Raw genomic sequence first — 18962 nt, 5'->3', positions numbered from 1 at the left:
CCCGAAATGACTGACACGCCATTGACCACCGCAGAATTTGAAGCAGCCTTGCGTGCCAAGGGCGCCTTCTACCATATCCATCACCCGTACCACGTGGCGATGTACGAAGGCCGAGCCACACGCGAGCAGATCCAGGGTTGGGTCGCGAACCGCTTCTATTACCAAGTGAACATTCCGCTCAAGGACGCCGCGATCCTGGCCAACTGCCCGGATCGGGAGATCCGCCGCGAGTGGATCCAGCGTCTGCTTGACCATGACGGCGCCCCTGGCGAAGACGGCGGCATCGAAGCCTGGCTACGGCTGGGTCAAGCGGTGGGCCTCGATCCCGATCAATTGCGTTCCCAGGAACTGGTGCTGCCAGGTGTGCGCTTCGCCGTAGACGCCTACGTCAACTTCGCCCGCCGCGCCTCCTGGCAGGAAGCCGCCAGCAGCTCGCTGACCGAACTGTTCGCCCCGCAGATCCACCAGTCGCGCCTCGACAGTTGGCCGCAGCACTACCCATGGATCGACCCGGCCGGCTACGAATACTTCCGCACCCGCCTGGGCCAGGCCCGGCGCGACGTGGAGCACGGGTTGGCGATCACCTTGCAGCACTACATCACGCGTGAAGGCCAGGAACGCATGCTGGAGATTCTCCAGTTCAAACTCGACATTCTCTGGAGCATGCTCGACGCCATGAGCATGGCCTACGAACTGCACCGCCCGCCCTATCACACCGTGACCGACCAACGGGTCTGGCACAAAGGAATCGCCTTATGAGTTTCGATCGCAGCCAAATCCCCGATTGGCGCCCCGGCTATCGCTTTCAGTACGAACCGGCCCAGAAAGGTCACGTGCTGCTCTATCCTGAAGGCATGATCAAGCTGAACGACAGCGCTGCGCTGATCGGTGGCCTGATCGATGGCAAGCGCGATGTGGCGGCGATCATCGCTGAGCTGGACAAACAATTTCCCGGTGTGCCTGAGCTCGGTGACGACATCGAGCAATTCATGGAGGTCGCCCGTGCTGAGCACTGGATCACCCTTGCCTGAGAAGCCCGCCGTCGGCCTGCCGTTGTGGCTGCTGGCCGAGCTGACCTATCGCTGCCCGCTGCAATGCCCGTACTGCTCCAATCCGCTGGACTTTGCCGAGCAAGGCAAGGAACTGAGCACCGAGCAGTGGTTCAAGGTGTTCCGCGAGGCCCGGGAGATGGGCGCTGCGCAGTTGGGCTTTTCCGGTGGCGAACCGCTGGTGCGCCAGGACCTGGCCGAGCTGATCGGGGAGGCGCGCAAGTTGGGTTTCTACACCAACCTGATCACCTCCGGTATCGGTTTGACCGAACAGAAAATCAGCGATTTCAAGAAGGCCGGCCTGGACCATATCCAGATCAGTTTCCAGGCCAGCGATGAGCAGGTGAACAACTTGCTGGCCGGCTCGAAGAAAGCCTTCGCGCAAAAACTGGAAATGGCCCGGGCGGTGAAGGCCCACGGCTATCCGATGGTGCTGAACTTCGTGACCCATCGGCACAACATCGACAAGATCGATCGCATCATCGAGCTGTGCATCGCCCTGCAAGCCGACTTCGTCGAGCTCGCCACGTGCCAGTTCTATGGCTGGGCGCACCTCAACCGCGTCGGCCTGCTGCCGACCCGGGAACAGCTGGTGCGGGCTGAACGCATTACTAACGAATACCGGGCCAAGCTGGAAGCCGAAGGCAATCCGTGCAAGTTGATCTTCGTGACCCCAGACTACTATGAGGAACGCCCCAAAGCCTGCATGAACGGCTGGGGCAGCATCTTCCTGACCGTCACGCCGGACGGCACCGCATTGCCGTGCCATGGCGCCCGACAGATGCCGGTGCAGTTCCCGAATGTGCGCGACCACAGCATGCAGCACATCTGGTACGACTCGTTCGGCTTCAACCGTTTCCGCGGATACGACTGGATGCCCGAGCCCTGCCGCTCGTGCGATGAAAAAGAAAAGGATTTCGGCGGCTGCCGCTGCCAGGCGTTCATGCTCACAGGCGACGCCAGCAACGCCGACCCGGTGTGCAGCAAATCCGAACACCACGGCATGATTCTCCAGGCGCGCGAAGACGCCGAGCATGCCACGCAAACCATTGAACAATTGGCCTTTCGCAATGAACGAAACTCGCGCCTCATCGTTAAAGGCTGATCCGCTCAGCGCCGCCCAGGCTGTCGCGGCAGGCATCGACTTTGCCGAACTGCAACTCGGGCCTTCAGGGCTTTTCTGGAATGAATACCGCCCAGCGGATGGCGCCTGCCGGATCTGGCATTGGCAAGATGCCAAGGCCCGCTGTCTGACCCCGGACGGGTTCAGCGCGCGCAGTCGGGTCTACGAATACGGGGGCGGGTCGTTTTGCCTGAGCGATGACGGCGTGCTGTTTGTCAACGAGGCCGACCAACAGCTGTATCACCAGTCATTGGACGGCGATCGTCCCGTGGCGCTGACTTCGGGCGAGAGGCGATATGGCGACCTGCACTTCGCCGCGGGGCGAGTGCTGGCGGTTGAGGAACAGGCCAATCAGCATCGTCTGGTGTCGATCGGGCTGGCCGATTTTAAGCGACAGGTGCTGGCCGAGGGTGCGGATTTCTACGCCGCGCCGATCCTGAGCCCGGATCAAAAGCGCCTCGCCTGGATCGAATGGAGCCGTCCTCATCAACCCTGGACGGCCACGCGACTGATGTTGGCAGAGCGTAACGATGCAGGTTGGAGTGAGCCGCGCTGCGTGGCCGGCCAAGGTGGGGATGAGTCCATCCAGCAACCACGATTCGACGCGGCGAATCGTCTTTATTGCCTGACGGATCGGGGTGGTTATTGGCAGCCTTGGGTCGAAGATGCCGGCTTCTTGAAACCATTGGCTGCCGCCGAAGCCGATCACGCCCCGGCGCCTTGGCAATTGGGCGGCTGTACGTGGCTGCCCTTGGGCGAGGACATTTACCTGGCGAGCTGGACCGAAGCGGGTTTTGGCCGGCTGGGCCTGCGCCATAGCGGCGCGATTGAGGAGTTCACCGGACCCTACAGCCGCTTTCGCAGCCTGGCCTTGGATGAGCAATTCGTTTATGCAATTGCCGCTTCGCCGACCAGCCCGTCGGCGGTCATTGCTATTGAACGACAAAACCACGAAGCCATAATCGTGGCCGGCGGCGTTTCGCCGTTACCCGCCGAGCACATCAGCTGTCCGCAAACCTTGCGCTATCCCGTCGCTTCAAGCGAGGCCCACGGGTTCTTTTATCCTGCGATGGACGCCGAGGCTAAACCGCCGCTGGTGGTGTTTATCCATGGCGGGCCGACGTCGGCCTGCTATCCCATTTTCGACCCGCGCATCCAATACTGGACCCAGCGCGGCTTTGCCGTGGCCGATCTGAACTACCGCGGCAGCAGTGGCTACGGCCGGGCTTACCGGCAGGCATTGCATTTGAACTGGGGCGTGGTGGATGTCGAGGATGCCTGCGCGGTTGTCGCGTATCTGGATGAGCAGGGCTTGATCGATAGCCGCTGCGCCTTCATTCGTGGCGGCAGCGCCGGTGGGTACACGACACTTTGCGCCTTGGCGTTCCGGAACGTATTCCGTGCCGGCGCCAGCCTCTACGGCGTCAGCGACCCCGCTGCCCTGGGCCGCGCGACACACAAATTCGAAGGGGACTACCTGGACTGGCTGATCGGCGATCCACAACTGGACGCCGAACGCTACAGGGCCCGCACGCCGTTGCTTCACGCCGACCGGATCCGCGCGCCGATGATTTTTTTCCAAGGTGAACTCGATGCCGTGGTCGTGCCGCAGCAAACCCGCGATATGGTCAAGGCCTTGGAAGACAACGGTGTTCCGGTGGAGGCGCACTACTACCCGGACGAGCGCCACGGCTTTCGCAAGGCGTTGAACCAGGCGCATGCGCTGGAGCATGAGTGGTTGTTTTATCGAAAAGTGATAGAAGCGAGCTTATAAAAAGTGGCGAGCTCTTGTGGCGAGGGAGCTTGCTCCCGCTCGATTGCGCAGCAATCGCAGGGCTTGGGGCCGCTCCGCGACCCAGCGGGAGCAAGCTCCCTCGCCACAAGAGCAATCCTCTAGCTGCAAACTTTCAGCGCTTGGCGATGATGTACACCGCATGCACGATGCCCGGGATGTAGCCCAACAGCGTCAGCAGAATATTCAGCCAGAAAGCCCCGCCGAAACCGACTTGCAGAAACACACCCAACGGCGGCAGAAGAATGGCGATGATGATGCGAATGATATCCATGGATGACTCCCTGATTGGCGATGGCCATATTGCCATATGCTCATGGACACCTGACCGCTCGTCAGGGTTCAGTGCGGACCATCAAGGGGCGCCCAAAGGGAAGGTTATGCTCGGACAAAAAACGCAGGCAAAAGAAAACCCCGCCGAAGCGGGGCTTTGCAGACTGTTTCCCTGACATCCATTTCACTCCGCCTTCCTGGCAGAATCCTACGTGTCCGTGTTGTTACTTTTGCGCGTCCTGCGCTACGTCCATGGAAGCTAGATTAGCCGTGGATCCAATCTGCCGATAGAGGGAAATCGCCAGCACGTGATGTAAGCATTTGCTTACATCACGACACGTTTTCAGAACTGACCCGGCTCCAACAGGAACAGCGACTCACTGCCGGCCTTCACCGAAGCGCTCAGCGAATGAATTCGCGGTAACAGGCGGGCGAAGTAGAATCGCGCCGTGCCCAGCTTGCCTGCGTAGAAATCATCCTGGCTTTCCTTGCCCAGGGCCGCCCTGGCCATCAACGCCCACATGTAGGCATAAGCGGTGTAGCCGAACGCTTGCAGGTATTCCACCGAAGCCGCGCCAATTTCGTTCGGGTTGTTTTTTGCCCGATCGAGCAGCCATTCGGTCAGCTCGTCCAGCGTGCCAACGGCATCGTTCAACGGTTGGGTGAACTCCGACAAATCGTTGCTTGCGGTGGCGGTGAAATGACGGATTTCATCGGCGAACAATTTATAGAACGCCCCACCACTGCCGACGATCTTGCGCCCTACCAGATCCAGCGCCTGGATACCGTTGGTGCCTTCATAGATCTGTGTGATGCGCACGTCACGCACTAGTTGCTCCTGGCCCCATTCGCGGATGTAACCGTGACCGCCGAAGATCTGCTGGCCATGGACCGTGGTTTCCAGGCCCAGATCGGTCAGGAAAGCCTTGGCCACCGGCGTCAGCAGCGCGACCAGGTCTTCCGCGCGCTTGCGCGTGGCTGGGTCTTCGCTGAATTTCGCGGTATCCAGTTGCATCGCCACGTAGGTGGAAAATGCGCGGCCACCTTCGTTCGAGGCTTTCATTGTCAGTAGCATGCGGCGCACGTCCGGGTGGACGATGATCGGGTCAGCGATCTTGTCTTTGTTTTGCGCGCCGGTTGGCGAACGGCTTTGCAGGCGATCGCCGGCGTATTCGATAGCGTTCTGATAGGAACGCTCGCCAGTGGCCAGCCCTTGGATACCGACACCCAGGCGCTCGTAGTTCATCATGGTGAACATCGCCGCCAGGCCTTTGTTGGGCTCGCCGACCAGATAACCTACCGCTTCGTCGAAGTTCATCACGCAGGTGGCGGACGCCTGGATGCCCATCTTGTGCTCGATCGAACCGCAGTTGGCTGCGTTGCGTGCGCCCAGGCTGCCGTCGGCATTGACCATGAATTTCGGCACGAGGAACAGCGAGATGCCTTTCGGCCCGGCCGGTGCGTCCGGGAGCTTCGCCAACACCAAGTGAATGATGTTTTCGGTGAGGTCGTGTTCGCCGCCTGTGATGAAAATCTTGGTGCCGCTGACTTTGTAGGAACCGTCGGCCTGGGGTTCAGCCTTGGTCCGGATGATCCCCAGGTCGGTACCGGCGTGAGGCTCGGTCAGGCACATCGAGCCGGCCCAGATGCCCGCGTACATATTCGGCAGGTACGCGGCCTTCAACGCTTCGCTGGCGTGGGCATTGATCGACAGGCAAGCCCCGGCGGTCAGCATCGGGTACAGCCCAAATGAGAGGCTGGCGGAGTTGACCATTTCCTCGACCTGGGCCGAAACAGCCTTGGGCATGCCCATGCCGCCATACGCCGGATCACCACCGACACCCACCCAGCCGCCTTCGGCATAAGTCTTATAAGCCTGTGGGAAACCTGCCGGGGTCGTGACGGCGCCGTCAGCCCAGTGGCAACCTTCCTCGTCAGCCGCGCGGCTGAGGGGCGCTACGCTTTTGCTGGTGACCTTGCCGGCCTCTTCAAGAATCGCCTCGACAGTTTCAGCGTCCACAGTGTCGGCCAGCGCCGGCAATTGAGCCCAAAGTTTCGCGACCTCAAATACTTCATTGAGGACGAAGCGCATATCGCGCAGGGGCGCTTTGTAGTCAGCCATGGCAAACCTCGCAGGATCTAAACAATTGGTTCGTGGGAAAGCGTTTCACAATGGGCCAGAGTGTACCCCAACAACTTTTGCGACACATAGGGTCAACCCATGACCGTTTTGTAATTTTTAGTCACGATCGAAATTTGATGTTTTATCGTGGCGAGGGAGCTTGCTCCCGCTGGGGTGCGCAGCAGCCCTTTTTTGAGAGCTACGCACTCAAGCCGGAGCAAGCTCCCTCGCCAAGGAGATATTTCAGCCCTTCAAAGCGCAAACAACTGCGCCGGCAACTTCATCAGGCATTCGCTTCCCGCCTCGACAGCTGAGCGATGAGCGGCCGTGCGCGGCAACAGGCGCTTGAAATAAAATTCACAAGTCGCCAGCTTGGCCCGGCAAAAATCCGCGTCGCCATCGCCACTGTCGAGTTGCGCCTGAGCCACCAACGCCATGCGCAACCACAGGTAAGCCAGGATGATGTAACCGCTGTACATCAGGTAATCCACGGAGGCGGCCCCCACCTCATCGGGATTTTTCATGGCAGCCATGCCGACCTGGGTCGTCAAATCACCCCATTGCCGATTAAGCCCGTCCAGTTGCGCAATGTATCCCTGGAGTTGCGGATGCCCGGTATTGGCGGCGCAGAACTGATGAACAATTTTGGTAAACCCGCGCAGCAGCTTGCCTTGGCTGCCCAGCACCTTGCGTCCCAGCAAGTCCAAGGCCTGGATGCCGTTGGTGCCTTCGTAGATCGGCGCGATCCGACAATCGCGTACCAATTGTTCCATGCCCCACTCGCGGATAAAGCCGTGGCCGCCGAGAACCTGCATGCCGTGGTTGGTTACCTCAAGCCCCGTGTCGGTCATGAACGCTTTGCAGATAGGCGTGAGGAAGGCCAACAGGTCTTCGGCCTCTTGGCGGGCGGTTTCGTCGCGGCTCAAGTGCGCGGTGTCGAGCAATTGCGCAGTGAAGTACGTCAGCGCCCGGTTGCCTTCGTTGAAGGCCTTCATCGTCAAGAGCATCCTGCGCACGTCAGGGTGGACGATGATTGGGTCGGCCGCTTTTTCCGGCGCCTTGGGGCCGGTCAGCGAGCGCATCTGCAGACGATCATTGGCGTATCTGACCGCGCCCTGGAAACTCGCCTCGCCCAGGCAAAGACCCTGCATGCCGGTGCCGAGGCGGGCATGGTTCATCATGGTGAACATACAGTTGAGGCCCTTGTTCGCCTCGCCAATCAGGAACCCCTTGGCGCCGTCGAAGTTCAGCACACAGGTCGCCGAGGCCTTGATGCCCATCTTGTGTTCGATCGACCCGCAGGAAACGCCATTGCGCTCCCCGGCCTCGCCTGCGGCGTCGGGCAGGAACTTCGGCACGATAAACAACGAGATGCCCTTTGTTCCGGCCGGAGCATCCGGCAGCTTGGCGAGCACCAGATGGATGATGTTGTCGCTCATGTCGTGCTCGCCGGCGCTGATGAAGATCTTGCTGCCGGTCACCGCATAGCTGCCGTCAGCCTGGGGCACCGCGCGGGTCTTGATAATGCCCAGGTCGGTGCCGCAGTGGGCTTCGGTCAGGCACATGGTACCGGTCCACTGGCCGGCGGTGAGTTTGCTGAGGTAGGTCTGCTTCTGTTCCTCGGTGCCATGGGCGTGGATCGCCGACATGGCGCCGTGGGTCAGGCCAGGGTACATGCCCCAGGAAGTGTTGCTCGACCCGATCATTTCGCTGATGACCAGGCCCAGGGAACTGGGCAGGCCTTGGCCGCCATACGCTGGGTCCGCCGCCAGGCCGTGCCAGCCGCCTTCCACATACTGTGCGAACGCCTGCCGGAAACCTGTAGGCGTAGTCACCACGCCATTGTCGAAATGGCAGCCCTCCTCGTCACCTGGACGATTGAGCGGCGCCAGCACATTCTCACAGAACCGAGCACCTTCCTCGAGGATGGCGCTGACCATGTCCGGGCTGGCATCGCTGGCACCCAGTTCGGCATAGCGGCCATGGAAATCGAAGACGTGGTCGATCAGAAAGCGCATGTCGCGCAGGGGAGCTTTGTACTCGGGCATGGTGGTTTTCTCCGGTAGCAGATCGTTTAAACCTACTGCCGGCCACCGGGGCCCACAATCACAGTCCAGACGCTGAATGCGCCATCATCACTCAACCCGCGGCGGCCTCCATGCGCACCGCACCACGACGACTCTGCCCGAAGGCGACCACACAGTTTCGCCCCGCGCCCTTGGCGTTATACAGCGCCTGGTCCGCCGATTTGAGCACCTCTTCGGGCGTACGCTGCTCGATGCGCTCGGCCACGCCGATGCTGACGGTTACCGATACGCTGGAGGCGCCAGCGCCCGAGCGACGCTGGCGCCCTTGCTGATCGTCCTGGGGGCGACTGTCGGAATTACGCAATTGAATAGCGTAGGTCTCGATGGACTGACGGATGACTTCCAGATGGGGCATGCACTCATCAATGGTTTTACCGGCGAACACCAGCGCAAATTCCTCACCACCATAGCGATAAGCCCTACCGCCCCCGCCGATTTTCGACAGCTTGCTGGCCACCAGGCGCAGCACTTGATCGCCGACGTCGTGGCCGTGGGTGTCGTTGAACTTCTTGAAATGGTCCACGTCGCTCATCGCCAATACGTAATTGCGCCCCAGGCGCTGCATGCGCTCATTCAAGGCACGACGTCCCGGCAGGCCGGTGAGCTCGTCGCGGAACGCCATTTGATACGCCTCGTGGGCGACCGCGGCGGCAATCATCAGCATCACCTGGCTGCACATGATGTTCAGGGTGAACGGCAAGATGAAGGTTTTCGGCAGCATCCAGAACAATCCCAGCAGCCCCACCAGTTGCGCCGCGTGAAGCGGCCGGGGATTACGCCAGTATTGCCAGGCCAGCAGCAGGAACGCGGCGGCGAACATAGGGTAGGACAATTGGATCAGGCTCATCCAGGCGCCGTGCAACGCGGGCCAGCGGATCTCCGAAAGCCACAACAACAAGGCCTGGGGGAAACTTTGCTCCAGGGCCAGCGCCACGCTGCCGAAAACCAGCAACACCGCGAACCGCGCCACCATGTCCTGGAACAGATGGGTGCGCTCCTGCCACGCCGCAAACAGCCCGAACAACAGCGGCAGCAACAAGCAGACGAGATGGAACACCACCGCCGCGTCTTCACGCACCTTACCGTTATCGCGGTAGAAATCGGTTTGGGTGTCCAGCAGGAAGTAGGCGATGTACACCGTGACCATCAGAAACAGTTCACGCTGGCGCCGGTAAACGGAGCAATACGCGCCCCCCAGTAGCAATACCAATGTAGGAAGCACATTGAACAGGGAGGTAAAGAATACGTTGAGATCCTTGACGTAGGCAGCCGCGAGCCCTGCCAACAACAGCAACAGTGACGGTAGGAAATGGCTGAGACGTACAGCGGAAGAACGCGGCAAGGGTAAGCTCCGACCCGACTGATCAAGGATGGCATTGTGCCTGCGCTGTGTGACCGATGTCACACTGCCATCGCTGTAACGGCAGGGGGGGGAGTTTTCTTAGGGTTGGATTGGATGAATATTGTTTCAGAATCACCGCGCCCCTCCTGTGGCGAGGGAGCTTGCTCCCGCTCGGCTGCGAAGCAGTCGTAAACCGGCGGGTGCGGTGTGTCTGATGCTCGCATTCGGCAGGTTTGGTGCCGCTTCGCAGCCCAGCGGGAGCAAGCTCCCTCGCCACGGGTTCGTCGAAGGCCTTGATTGGGGTTATGGCAGGCATGAAAAAGCCGCTACTCCCGAAGAAGCAGCGGCTTGTGGAGAATCGCCTAAGGCTTAGTAGCCCAGCGCGAAATCTTCTTCTTTCATGTCCATCAGGTTGTTGGCGCCCGACAACATGGCCGCAACATGGGTGCGGGTACGCGGCAGGATGCGCTGGAAGTAGAAGCGCGCGGTCTGCAGCTTGGCGGTGTAGAACGCTTCTTCGGTGGTGCCGGCTGCGAGTTTTTCCGCTGCCAGACGCGCCATGTCGGCCCAGAAATAGGCCAGGCAGGCGTAACCGGAGTACATCAGGTAATCCACCGAGGCCGCGCCGACTTCTTCGCGATCCTTCATGGCCGCCATGCCAACCTTCATGGTCAGCTCGCCCCATTCTTTGTTCAGCGCAGCCAGGGGTTCGACGAACTCCTTGACCGCTTCGTTGCCTTCGTTGCCCTGGCAGAACTTGTGGACGATCTTGGTGAAGCCCTTGAGCGCTTCGCCCTGGGTCATCAGGACTTTACGGCCCAGCAGGTCGAGCGCCTGAATGCCGGTGGTGCCTTCGTACAGCATCGAGATGCGGCTGTCGCGAACGTTCTGCTCCATGCCCCACTCGGCGATGAAGCCGTGGCCGCCGTAGATCTGCACGCCATGGTTGGCCGATTCGAAGCCGACTTCGGTCATGAAGGCCTTGGCGATCGGCGTCATGAACGCCAGCAGCGCATCGGCTTTCTTCTTCTCTTCTTCATCCACGCCGTACTTGACGATATCCACCTGCTTGGCGGTGAAGTACACCATCGCCCGGTTGCCTTCGGCGAAGGCCTTCATGGTCAACAGCATGCGGCGCACGTCAGGGTGCACGATGATCGGGTCGGCGGCCTTGTCTGGCGCTTTCGGGCCGGTCAAAGAACGCATTTGCAGGCGATCACGGGCATATTTCAGGCCGCCCTGGAAGCCGATTTCGGCGTGGGCCAGGCCTTGCAGCGCAGTGCCCAGGCGTGCGGTGTTCATGAAGGTGAACATGCAGTTCAGGCCCTTGTTCGCCGGGCCGATCAGGAAACCGGTGGCCGCGTCGAAGTTCATTACGCAGGTGGCGTTGCCGTGGATGCCCATCTTGTGTTCCAGGGAACCACAGCTCACGGCGTTGCGCTGGCCGACGGTGCCGTCGGCGTTCGGCAGGAATTTTGGAACGATGAACAGCGAGATGCCCTTGGTGCCGGCGGGTGCATCCGGCAGGCGTGCCAGCACGATGTGGACAATGTTGTCGGCCATGTCGTGTTCGCCAGCCGAGATGAAAATCTTGGTGCCGGTCACTTTGTAGGAACCGTCGGCCTGAGGTTCGGCCTTGGTGCGCAGCATACCCAGGTCGGTGCCGCAGTGAGGTTCGGTCAGGCACATGGTGCCGGTCCATTCGCCGGACACCAGCTTGGTCAGGTACGCCTCTTGCTGCTCGGGCGTGCCGTGTTCGGAAATGGTGTTCATCGCGCCATGGGACAAGCCTGGGTACATGCCCCACGACCAGTTGGCTTCACCGACCATCTCGCTGACCGCCAGGCCCAGGGACTCCGGCAGGCCTTGGCCGCCGTGCTCGACGTCATGGGCCAGGCTTGGCCAGCCGCCTTCGACGAACTGCTTGTAGGCTTCCTTGAAGCCGGTCGGAGTTTTCACGCCGGACTCGCTCCAGGTGCAACCCTCAAGGTCACCCACGCGGTTCAGCGGTGCCAGCACCTGCTCACAAAACTTGGCGCCTTCTTCGAGAATGGCGTCAACCATGTCTGGAGTTGCGTCCTGGCAAGCCGGAAGGCTCTGATAATGCGCTTCGTAGCCGAGCAGTTCGTCACGAACGAAGCGAATATCACGCAAGGGGGCCTTGTAGTCAGGCATAGCGATAAACCTCTGCTGATGTAACCGGGGATGAACGACCGCGCGGATTTGTTGTAGCGGTCAAACAGTTGTTTGAAACATACGTTTACGCCCAAAACTTGTCAAGCATCGATCTTTTGCCATTCGTCATCGATTAGCAGGCGTTCGGGACGCGAGAAATCCATCGCTATGAATTGTGCGCAGGACGCGCAGGGAAAGATTAGTTGAGGGAGAAGGAGTTAGAGACAAAAACGCCGCGATTATCGCGGCGTTTTCAAAGTCCGTGTCGGGTCGGATCAGGCAAATGTGTCGATCAAAGTGCCGAGCATTTCGTCGGAAGCCTTGGCGACGTTCACGCCCAATTGTACCTGGAACTTGCCTTGGGCCATGTCCACCATGTTGCTGGCCAGGTCCGATTGCTGGCTGCGATCCACCGAGCGCAGGCGATCGACCTGGACTTCGGAGGATTGGCTGGTGACCGAACGCTCGATCGTGTTGTTGGCGATCTGGCTGGAAGCCTGGTCGACACGGTTCTGCCCTGTCTGAATCGTGCTCAGACCGGCGTAGAACGCGGTATTTCCTGAGATTTCCATGGCGGGGCTCGTTTTCTTGAAAGGGTCGGCACTGGCATTGAACCAGAAGGCTTGGCAAAAGGCCCGACAAAAACACTAATGGCACAGTGCCTTGTCATAGGCAAAACCTTGGCAAGTCGTCAGTCCAACAGGTCCATCTGCAGGTGCCCGGCCACAGCCTCGGCGGTTACGCTCTGGATGCGCGCCACTCTGCCCAGGCAAGGCGCCGGGAGGCGCTCGGCCAGGGTTGCTAGGTTTTCTTCCAGGCGTGAGGTGGCCGGATCGATGATGTTCGCCACCCAACCGGCCAGTTGCAAGCCGTCGCGGGCGATTGCTTCGGCGGTCAACAAGGCGTGGCTGATGCAGCCCAGGCGCACGCCCACCACCAGGATAACGGGCAAGCCCAGCGCAATCGCCAGGTCGGAAAGATTGTCCTGGCCGGCCAGCGGCACGCGCCAACCGCCCGCGCCCTCGATCAGGGTGAAATCGGCGCCCAGCGCCAGCACTTCACGCATCGGCCCCAGCAGCGACTGCACCGTGAGCGCGACGCCCGCCTCCCGGGCGGCGAGGTGCGGCGCAATGGCCGGTTCGAACGCCACCGGATTGACCTGTGCATAACTCAACGGCATCGAACATTCAGCCAACAAGGCCAAGGCATCGGCGTTGCGCAGCCCTTTGGGCGTCACGTCGCAACCGGAAGCCACCGGTTTTCCGGCGGCCGTGCTCATGCCGGCCTGGCGCGCCGCGTGCAGCAGACCCGCCGCCACGGTGGTCTTGCCCACATCGGTATCGGTGCCGGTGATGAAATAAGCCTGGCTCATAGCGGTTTCTCCAACACGGCGTAGACCGCCTGGTAAGTCGCGGGCAGGCCCTGGACCTGGCGAAACTGTTCATAGGCTTCAACCAGCGCCAGGATCCGTGCCCTGCCCGTCAACCCACCGGGACGGCCGGGATTCAGATTATGGGCGCCCAATGCTTTCAATTCGTGGGTCAGGCTACGTACATCCGGGTAATGCAAGACGTGGGGCTGATTTTCCAGACTTAGGACGTTCAAACCACTGCTTGCGCATAACTGTCGATAAGTCTCGAAATCACGGAAACGGTTGACGTGTACCAAGCCATCCACCTGACGCCAACTGTCGCGCAGTTCGTACAACGTGCCGACACACAGACTAGTAAAGGCAAACAGTCCACCCGGCCTTAAAACACGATGGGCCTCGCGCAACACCGAGGCGAAATCATCGCACCACTGCACCGCGAGGCTGGAAAAAACCAAGTCGCAGCTCGCCGAGTGCAAAGGCAAACGCTCCGCATCCCCAGCGATAAAATGCGCAGCACCGCCCTGCGGGCGGGCATGGATGAGCATCCCCTCGGCGATATCCAGCGCCAGGCCCGCGTCCTCGCCGAACCGCGCGCCCAGCGCTCGGGTGAAATAGCCCGTGCCGCAGCCCAGGTCCAACCAGCGCTGTGGATCGAGCGACGAAGGCAAGCGCCCGAGCAATTGCCCGCCTACATCGCGCTGTAGCTCGGCAACACTGTCATAACTGGCCGCCGCCCGGGAAAACGAGGCCGCTACCTGACGTTTATCAGGCAAAGCACCCGGTAGCTTCACAACGGATAAGTCAGTCATCACCGGACTCATGCAAGAAAGCCTGGATCGCCCCCGCCACGCCGTGGGGATCCTCCAGCAGAAATCCGTGGCCGGCCTGTTCAATCAGGCCGATTTCGACATCCGGCAGCAACGCCAGCAACTCGCCCGCCGCTTCGGCCGGCACCAAGGCATCGAGCCCGGCAAACAAATGCAGCTGAGGACCGCGAAAGCCCTGCAACGCAGCCCGGGTATCGAGTTGCGCCAATAATTCGAGCCCGGCCATCAACACGTCAGGCGCGGTGTTCGGTGCACCGCCGAGCAGCAATCGCGACAATCCGCGTGGGTCGTCGCACCCTTGGGCGCACAGCAAACTGAAGCGCTTGAGCGTCTGGCGCGGATCGGCAACACACCCGGCAAGAAACCCATCGAATATTTCTGGGGCCATCGCCCCCGGCCATTGTTCATGGGCCACGAAAGACACATTACTGGCCAAGGTCAGCAAGCCGCAGCAGCGCTCGCCCCGGCGCGCGGCCAGTTCCGCGGCCAACATGCCGCCCAGGGACCAGCCTCCCAGCCAGGCATCCTGGGGCAACGTAGCATCCAACTCATCGAGCCAATCATCGAGCGCACTCGACGCCAAAGCGGGCAAGGGTTCGATTTCCACCTGCAAGTGCTCATCGAGCCCTCGCAGCGCAGCGGCCAACGGTTCGAGGGGCGAAGTACCCAGGCCCCATCCTGGCAACAAGATCAATCGATCACGCATGGTTTGGCTCCGGTCCCAGCCTTGCATAACAATCGGCCAATGCATCCAACAATAGCTGGACCTGGGCCTCGCTGTGGGCGGCGGTCAAGGTGACCCGCAGGCGGGCGCTACCGGCCGGCACGGTGGGCGGCCGGATCGCCGTGACCATCAGCCCGCGCTCGCGCAGCATCCGGGACAGCTCCATCGCCCGCCCCGCATCACCGATCAGGATGGGTTGGATCGGGGTGAAACTGTCCATCAAGCGCAAGCCGATCTGCTCGGCCCCCTGGCGGAACTGGCTGATCAACTGCCTCAGATGTTCTCGCCGCCAATGCTCACTGCGCAGCAGTTCAAGACTCCGGAGCGTGGCGCAGGCCAAAGCGGGTGGCTGGCTGGTGGTGTAGATGTAGGGCCGGGCGAACTGGACCAGGCTTTCGATCAGTTCCTCACTGCCCGCCACAAAGGCGCCGGCGGTGCCAAACGCCTTGCCCAGCGTGCCGACCAGCACGGGCACGTCTTCCTGGCACATGCCGAAATGTTCGACGACACCGCCGCCGGTAACGCCCAGCGTGCCGAAGCCGTGGGCGTCATCGACCATCAGCCAGGCGCCCTTGGCCTTGGCTTCGCGGGCGAGCGCCGGCAAATCCGCGACATCCCCGTCCATGCTGAAAACACCATCGGTCACCACCAGCGTGTTGCCAATGGCTTTCTCCAAACGCTGGGCCAGGCTTCGGGCATCGTTGTGCAGATAACGATTGAAGCGCGCGCCGGATAACAGCCCGGCATCAAGCAACGAGGCGTGGTTGAGGCGATCCTCCAGCACGGTATCGCCCTGCCCCACCAAGGCAGTGACCGCGCCAAGGTTGGCCATGTAGCCGGTGGTGAACAGCAACGCCCGCGGCCGGCCGGTCAGCTCGGCCAGGGCTTCTTCCAAGGCGTGGTGAGGCGCGCTGTGGCCGACCACCAGGTGGGACGCTCCACCGCCGACGCCCCAGCGCGCCGCGCCGTCGCGCCAGGCCTCGATCACTTGCGGGTGATTGGCCAGGCCCAGGTAGTCGTTGTTGCAGAACGCCAACAACGGCTGGCCGTCCACTACGACTTCCGGACCCTGGGGGCTCTCGAGCAGCGGTCGCTGGCGATATAGATTTTCGGCACGACGGGCAGCCAGGCGTGCGGCGAGATCGAAGGGCATGCAGGCCTCAACTGTCTATGGATTGGCCCAGGACCTTTTTGGTAGCGAGCCTGCTCGCGATTGCGGTGTACCAGTCGACATGAATGTTGAATGTTGCATCGCTATCGCGAGCAGGCTCGCTCCCACAGTGTCCTGCTTCCAATCAGGGGAATTGCCGAGCGATCAAACAGCGGCGTTATAAAACTGCTCGCTGCTCTTCTGCTCCACCAATGCCTGTTCAATGGCCGCCTGGTGCACTTCGTCAGCGTGTTCTTCGCGGGCTTCGGGTTGGATGCCCAGGCGTGCGAACAACTGCATATCCTTATCGGCTTGCGGGTTGGCGGTCGTCAACAGCTTGTCGCCATAGAAAATCGAGTTGGCGCCGGCAAAAAATGCCAGGGCCTGCATTTGCTCGTTCATCGCTTCACGGCCGGCGGAAAGACGTACATGGGATTGGGGCATCATGATCCGCGCCACGGCGAGCATGCGGATGAAATCGAACGGATCGATGTCTTCGGCATTCTCCAGCGGCGTACCGGCAACCTTGACCAGCATGTTGATCGGCACCGATTCCGGGTGCTCCGGCAGGTTTGCCAGTTGGATCAGCAGGTTGGCACGGTCGTCCAGGGATTCGCCCATGCCCAGGATGCCGCCGGAGCAGATTTTCATCCCCGAATCCCGTACATAGGCCAGGGTCTGCAGGCGCTCGCTGTAGGTGCGGGTGGTGATGATGCTGCCGTAGAACTCAGGCGAGGTGTCCAGGTTGTGGTTGTAGTAATCCAGGCCAGCCTGGGCCAGCGCTTCGGTCTGCTCCTGGTCGAGCCGTCCGAGGGTCATGCAGGTTTCCAGCCCCATGGCCTTCACGCCCTTGACCATCTCCAGCACGTAAGGCATGTCCTTGGCCGACGGATGCTTCCACGCCGCGCCCATGCAGAATCGGGTCGAACCGATGGCCTTGGCGCGCGCCGCCTCTTCGAGGACCTTCTGCACTTCGAGCAATTTCTCTTTTTCCAGCCCGGTGTTGTAGTGGCCGGACTGCGGACAATATTTGCAATCTTCCGGGCAAGCGCCGGTTTTGATCGACAGCAGCGTGGAAACCTGGACGCGGTTGGCGTCGAAGTGCGCGCGGTGCACGGTCTGCGCCTGGAACAACAGATCATTGAATGGCTGGACAAAGAGTGCTTTGACTTCGGCCAAAGACCAGTCATGACGCAGGTTGGCAGTGGTGCTGGCGCTCATGGGCATTTCCTTGATTATGCTTGGCTGGCGCCCGGGGAAATCGAATACCCACAGGCGCGACACGGATGTTCGGCATATTTAAGGAAGAGTCATGCGCTGTCAACCACGACACACAACACCGGTTTACATCTGGTTAAAAAACAAACAGACCTGTCTGCTGTGCGGCGAATCCACCGACACACCGCAACCCATCTGCACGCCGTGCGAAAGCGAGTTGCCCTGGCTCGGCGATCAATGCAGCGTCTGTGCGCTTCCGCTGCCGATGGCCGGGCTCCGCTGTGGACAATGCGCCACGCGACCGCCGGCCTTCGAACGGGTCGTGGCGCCATGGGTCTATGACTTTCCCGTGGACACGCTGGTCACCCGCTTCAAGCATCAGGCCCAGTGGCCGCTTGGCCGTTTGCTGGGCGAACTGTTGGCGCAGTCGGTCCAACATCATTTCGATGAAGGGCTGGAGCGACCCGATGCGCTGGTGCCGGTACCGCTGGCGGCTCGTCGACTGCGCCAACGCGGGTTCAACCAGGCGACATTGCTGGCCCGCTGGCTCAGCGGGCCGCTGCACATCCCTTGCGAAGAAAACCTGTTGCAGCGCATCCAGGACACGCCTGCACAACAAGCCCTCGACGCCCCGGCAAGACGTCGAAACCTGCGCCATGCCTTCGCCCTGACGCCCGACGCCACTTTGGCAAACCGTCACCTGGCGCTGGTGGACGATGTGCTCACCACAGGCGCGACGGCCCAGACGCTTGCGCATCTGCTACTCGAAGCCGGCGCCGCCCGGGTCGATGTGTATTGCCTGGCTCGCACGCCGAAACCCGGCGACCCGGCTTGACGCGCGGGCGCCGAGGCGCCAACGTCCTTGCTTCGATTCCCGCGCAGTTTCCGTCATGTCATTGCCTACGCTCCTGACCCAACACATCGTCCGCCGACCACAACGCATCGCGCTGTTGCAGCACATCGCCGAGCAGGGCTCGATCACTCGAGCGGCCAAGAGCGCCGGGCTGAGCTACAAAGCGGCATGGGACGCGATCGATGAGTTGAATAACCTGGCCGACCGGCCACTGGTCGAGCGCAGCGTAGGTGGCAAGGGCGGAGGCGGTGCAAAGCTGTCGGAGGAAGGCCAGCGCGTGCTGCGTCTTTACCAGCGCCTGCAAACCTTGCAGGCCCAGCTTCTGGAAGCGAGCGAGGACGCAGGCGACCTGGGCTTGCTCGGTCGCCTGATGCTGCGCACCAGCGCCCGAAACCAATTGCATGGCAAGGTCCTCGATATCACCGCCCAGGGCCACAACGATCGTGTTCGCCTTGAACTGGCCCGCGGGCTGGTCATCGAAGCGCAGATCACTCATGACAGTACGCAGCGGTTGGAGCTGGAGACCGGCACCGAAGTCGTCGCGCTGATCAAGGCCGGCTGGCTGGAACTGTACCCCTCCGATCAGCCGGAGGATCCGTCGACCAATACGCTCCACGGCATCATCGAACACATCGCCATCGCCGAAGACGGCCCCAGCGAAGTGCGTATCGGTCTGCCCAACGGCCAGACCCTTTGCGCCCTCGCCGCCCCGTCTCAATTGGGCGAACGCAACCTGACCTGCGATTCGCCGGTGCAGGTGCGGTTTTCTTCGACAAATGTACTGCTGGGCACGCCCCTATAAAGCGCTGCAACAAAATCGTCATCGACCCGCTTTAAGGTGGCTGCCAAAACCAG

At 61.2% G+C, this 18962-nt stretch carries 17 protein-coding genes; 6 read left to right on the top strand and 11 right to left on the bottom strand.

Going from position 1 to position 18962, the window contains the following annotated elements:
- Positions 1 to 6: 6 nt before the first annotated feature.
- From pqqC to M1D68_RS02350, 4 genes are read left to right on the top strand one after another with little or no spacing between them, the layout of a single operon-like run.
- Positions 7 to 759: a pyrroloquinoline-quinone synthase PqqC gene (gene pqqC, locus M1D68_RS02365; RefSeq protein ID WP_457969176.1), complete on the top strand. Its 753-nt coding sequence runs from the start codon at positions 7 to 9 to the stop codon at positions 757 to 759.
- On the top strand, positions 756 to 1031 hold the full coding sequence (gene pqqD / locus M1D68_RS02360; RefSeq protein ID WP_434561971.1) for a pyrroloquinoline quinone biosynthesis peptide chaperone PqqD: 276 nt from the start codon (positions 756 to 758) through the stop codon (positions 1029 to 1031). The genes pqqC and pqqD overlap by 4 nt, the downstream gene beginning before the upstream one ends.
- Positions 1024 to 2154, top strand: a complete 1131-nt coding sequence (gene pqqE, locus M1D68_RS02355) for a pyrroloquinoline quinone biosynthesis protein PqqE (RefSeq protein WP_457969174.1) — start codon at positions 1024 to 1026, stop codon at positions 2152 to 2154. The genes pqqD and pqqE overlap by 8 nt, the downstream gene beginning before the upstream one ends.
- Positions 2120 to 3946 (top strand): prolyl oligopeptidase family serine peptidase, encoded by a 1827-nt coding sequence (locus tag M1D68_RS02350; RefSeq protein WP_457969172.1) that lies wholly within the window; start codon positions 2120 to 2122, stop codon positions 3944 to 3946. The genes pqqE and M1D68_RS02350 overlap by 35 nt, the downstream gene beginning before the upstream one ends.
- 133 nt (positions 3947 to 4079) lie before the next feature.
- Here M1D68_RS02350 and M1D68_RS02345 read toward each other — a convergent pair whose 3' ends face one another.
- From M1D68_RS02345 to bioB, 11 genes are all read right to left on the bottom strand, one after another.
- Positions 4080 to 4238, bottom strand: coding sequence for a YqaE/Pmp3 family membrane protein (locus tag M1D68_RS02345; RefSeq protein WP_038436734.1), 159 nt, complete (start codon positions 4236 to 4238; stop codon positions 4080 to 4082).
- Positions 4239 to 4580: 342 nt separating this feature from the next.
- On the bottom strand, positions 4581 to 6359 hold the full coding sequence (locus M1D68_RS02340) for an acyl-CoA dehydrogenase C-terminal domain-containing protein (RefSeq protein ID WP_457969171.1): 1779 nt from the start codon (positions 6357 to 6359) through the stop codon (positions 4581 to 4583).
- A 251-nt stretch (positions 6360 to 6610) separates the two neighbouring features.
- Positions 6611 to 8407, bottom strand: coding sequence for an acyl-CoA dehydrogenase C-terminal domain-containing protein (locus M1D68_RS02335; protein WP_457969170.1), 1797 nt, complete (start codon positions 8405 to 8407; stop codon positions 6611 to 6613).
- Positions 8408 to 8498: 91 nt separating this feature from the next.
- Entirely contained in the window at positions 8499 to 9788 is a 1290-nt protein-coding gene (locus M1D68_RS02330) for a GGDEF domain-containing protein (protein WP_420764902.1), read from the bottom strand.
- A gap of 369 nt (positions 9789 to 10157) precedes the next feature.
- Entirely contained in the window at positions 10158 to 11963 is a 1806-nt protein-coding gene (locus tag M1D68_RS02325; RefSeq protein WP_420764903.1) for a phenylacyl-CoA dehydrogenase, read from the bottom strand.
- 275 nt (positions 11964 to 12238) lie between these two features.
- Entirely contained in the window at positions 12239 to 12535 is a 297-nt protein-coding gene (locus M1D68_RS02320) for a pyrroloquinoline quinone biosynthesis protein PqqE (protein ID WP_420764904.1), read from the bottom strand.
- 119 nt (positions 12536 to 12654) lie between these two features.
- Positions 12655 to 13335: a dethiobiotin synthase gene (gene bioD, locus M1D68_RS02315; RefSeq protein ID WP_457969168.1), complete on the bottom strand. Its 681-nt coding sequence runs from the start codon at positions 13333 to 13335 to the stop codon at positions 12655 to 12657.
- Positions 13332 to 14144, bottom strand: coding sequence for a malonyl-ACP O-methyltransferase BioC (gene bioC / locus M1D68_RS02310; RefSeq protein ID WP_434609174.1), 813 nt, complete (start codon positions 14142 to 14144; stop codon positions 13332 to 13334). Before bioC ends, bioD begins: the two co-directional genes overlap by 4 nt.
- Positions 14137 to 14868, bottom strand: coding sequence for an alpha/beta fold hydrolase (locus tag M1D68_RS02305; protein WP_434561959.1), 732 nt, complete (start codon positions 14866 to 14868; stop codon positions 14137 to 14139). The genes bioC and M1D68_RS02305 overlap by 8 nt, the downstream gene beginning before the upstream one ends.
- On the bottom strand, positions 14861 to 16039 hold the full coding sequence (gene bioF / locus M1D68_RS02300) for an 8-amino-7-oxononanoate synthase (RefSeq protein ID WP_445571228.1): 1179 nt from the start codon (positions 16037 to 16039) through the stop codon (positions 14861 to 14863). The genes M1D68_RS02305 and bioF overlap by 8 nt, the downstream gene beginning before the upstream one ends.
- Before the next feature lie 162 nt (positions 16040 to 16201).
- Complete coding sequence (bioB, locus tag M1D68_RS02295) at positions 16202 to 17257, bottom strand: biotin synthase BioB (protein WP_457969165.1); 1056 nt, start codon at positions 17255 to 17257, stop codon at positions 16202 to 16204.
- A 91-nt stretch (positions 17258 to 17348) separates the two neighbouring features.
- On the opposite strand from bioB, the gene M1D68_RS02290 reads away from it, so the two are divergent.
- Together M1D68_RS02290 and M1D68_RS02285 are read left to right on the top strand one after the other, a co-directional pair.
- Positions 17349 to 18089: a double zinc ribbon domain-containing protein gene (locus M1D68_RS02290; protein WP_457969163.1), complete on the top strand. Its 741-nt coding sequence runs from the start codon at positions 17349 to 17351 to the stop codon at positions 18087 to 18089.
- 55 nt (positions 18090 to 18144) lie between these two features.
- Entirely contained in the window at positions 18145 to 18909 is a 765-nt protein-coding gene (locus tag M1D68_RS02285; RefSeq protein ID WP_434561953.1) for a TOBE domain-containing protein, read from the top strand.
- The last annotated feature ends 53 nt before the right edge of the window (positions 18910 to 18962 follow it).

The sequence above is a fragment of the Pseudomonas sp. R4-84 genome, from assembly GCF_054130985.1.
The sequence above is the reverse complement of the archived record's forward strand: the minus strand, read 5'-3'. Positions and strand labels throughout refer to the sequence as shown.

Coding starts and splice junctions, on each gene's coding strand:
- pqqC (WP_457969176.1), top strand. CDS start 7: ATGACTGACACGCCATTGACCACCGCAGAATTTGAAGCAGCCTTGCGT.
- pqqD (WP_434561971.1), top strand. CDS start 756: ATGAGTTTCGATCGCAGCCAAATCCCCGATTGGCGCCCCGGCTATCGC.
- M1D68_RS02350 (WP_457969172.1), top strand. CDS start 2,120: ATGAACGAAACTCGCGCCTCATCGTTAAAGGCTGATCCGCTCAGCGCC.
- M1D68_RS02345 (WP_038436734.1), bottom strand. CDS start 4,238: ATGGATATCATTCGCATCATCATCGCCATTCTTCTGCCGCCGTTGGGT.
- M1D68_RS02340 (WP_457969171.1), bottom strand. CDS start 6,359: ATGGCTGACTACAAAGCGCCCCTGCGCGATATGCGCTTCGTCCTCAAT.
- M1D68_RS02335 (WP_457969170.1), bottom strand. CDS start 8,407: ATGCCCGAGTACAAAGCTCCCCTGCGCGACATGCGCTTTCTGATCGAC.
- M1D68_RS02325 (WP_420764903.1), bottom strand. CDS start 11,963: ATGCCTGACTACAAGGCCCCCTTGCGTGATATTCGCTTCGTTCGTGAC.
- M1D68_RS02320 (WP_420764904.1), bottom strand. CDS start 12,535: ATGGAAATCTCAGGAAATACCGCGTTCTACGCCGGTCTGAGCACGATT.
- bioD (WP_457969168.1), bottom strand. CDS start 13,335: ATGAGCCAGGCTTATTTCATCACCGGCACCGATACCGATGTGGGCAAG.
- bioC (WP_434609174.1), bottom strand. CDS start 14,144: ATGACTGACTTATCCGTTGTGAAGCTACCGGGTGCTTTGCCTGATAAA.
- M1D68_RS02305 (WP_434561959.1), bottom strand. CDS start 14,868: ATGCGTGATCGATTGATCTTGTTGCCAGGATGGGGCCTGGGTACTTCG.
- bioF (WP_445571228.1), bottom strand. CDS start 16,039: ATGCCCTTCGATCTCGCCGCACGCCTGGCTGCCCGTCGTGCCGAAAAT.
- bioB (WP_457969165.1), bottom strand. CDS start 17,257: ATGAGCGCCAGCACCACTGCCAACCTGCGTCATGACTGGTCTTTGGCC.
- M1D68_RS02290 (WP_457969163.1), top strand. CDS start 17,349: ATGCGCTGTCAACCACGACACACAACACCGGTTTACATCTGGTTAAAA.
- M1D68_RS02285 (WP_434561953.1), top strand. CDS start 18,145: ATGTCATTGCCTACGCTCCTGACCCAACACATCGTCCGCCGACCACAA.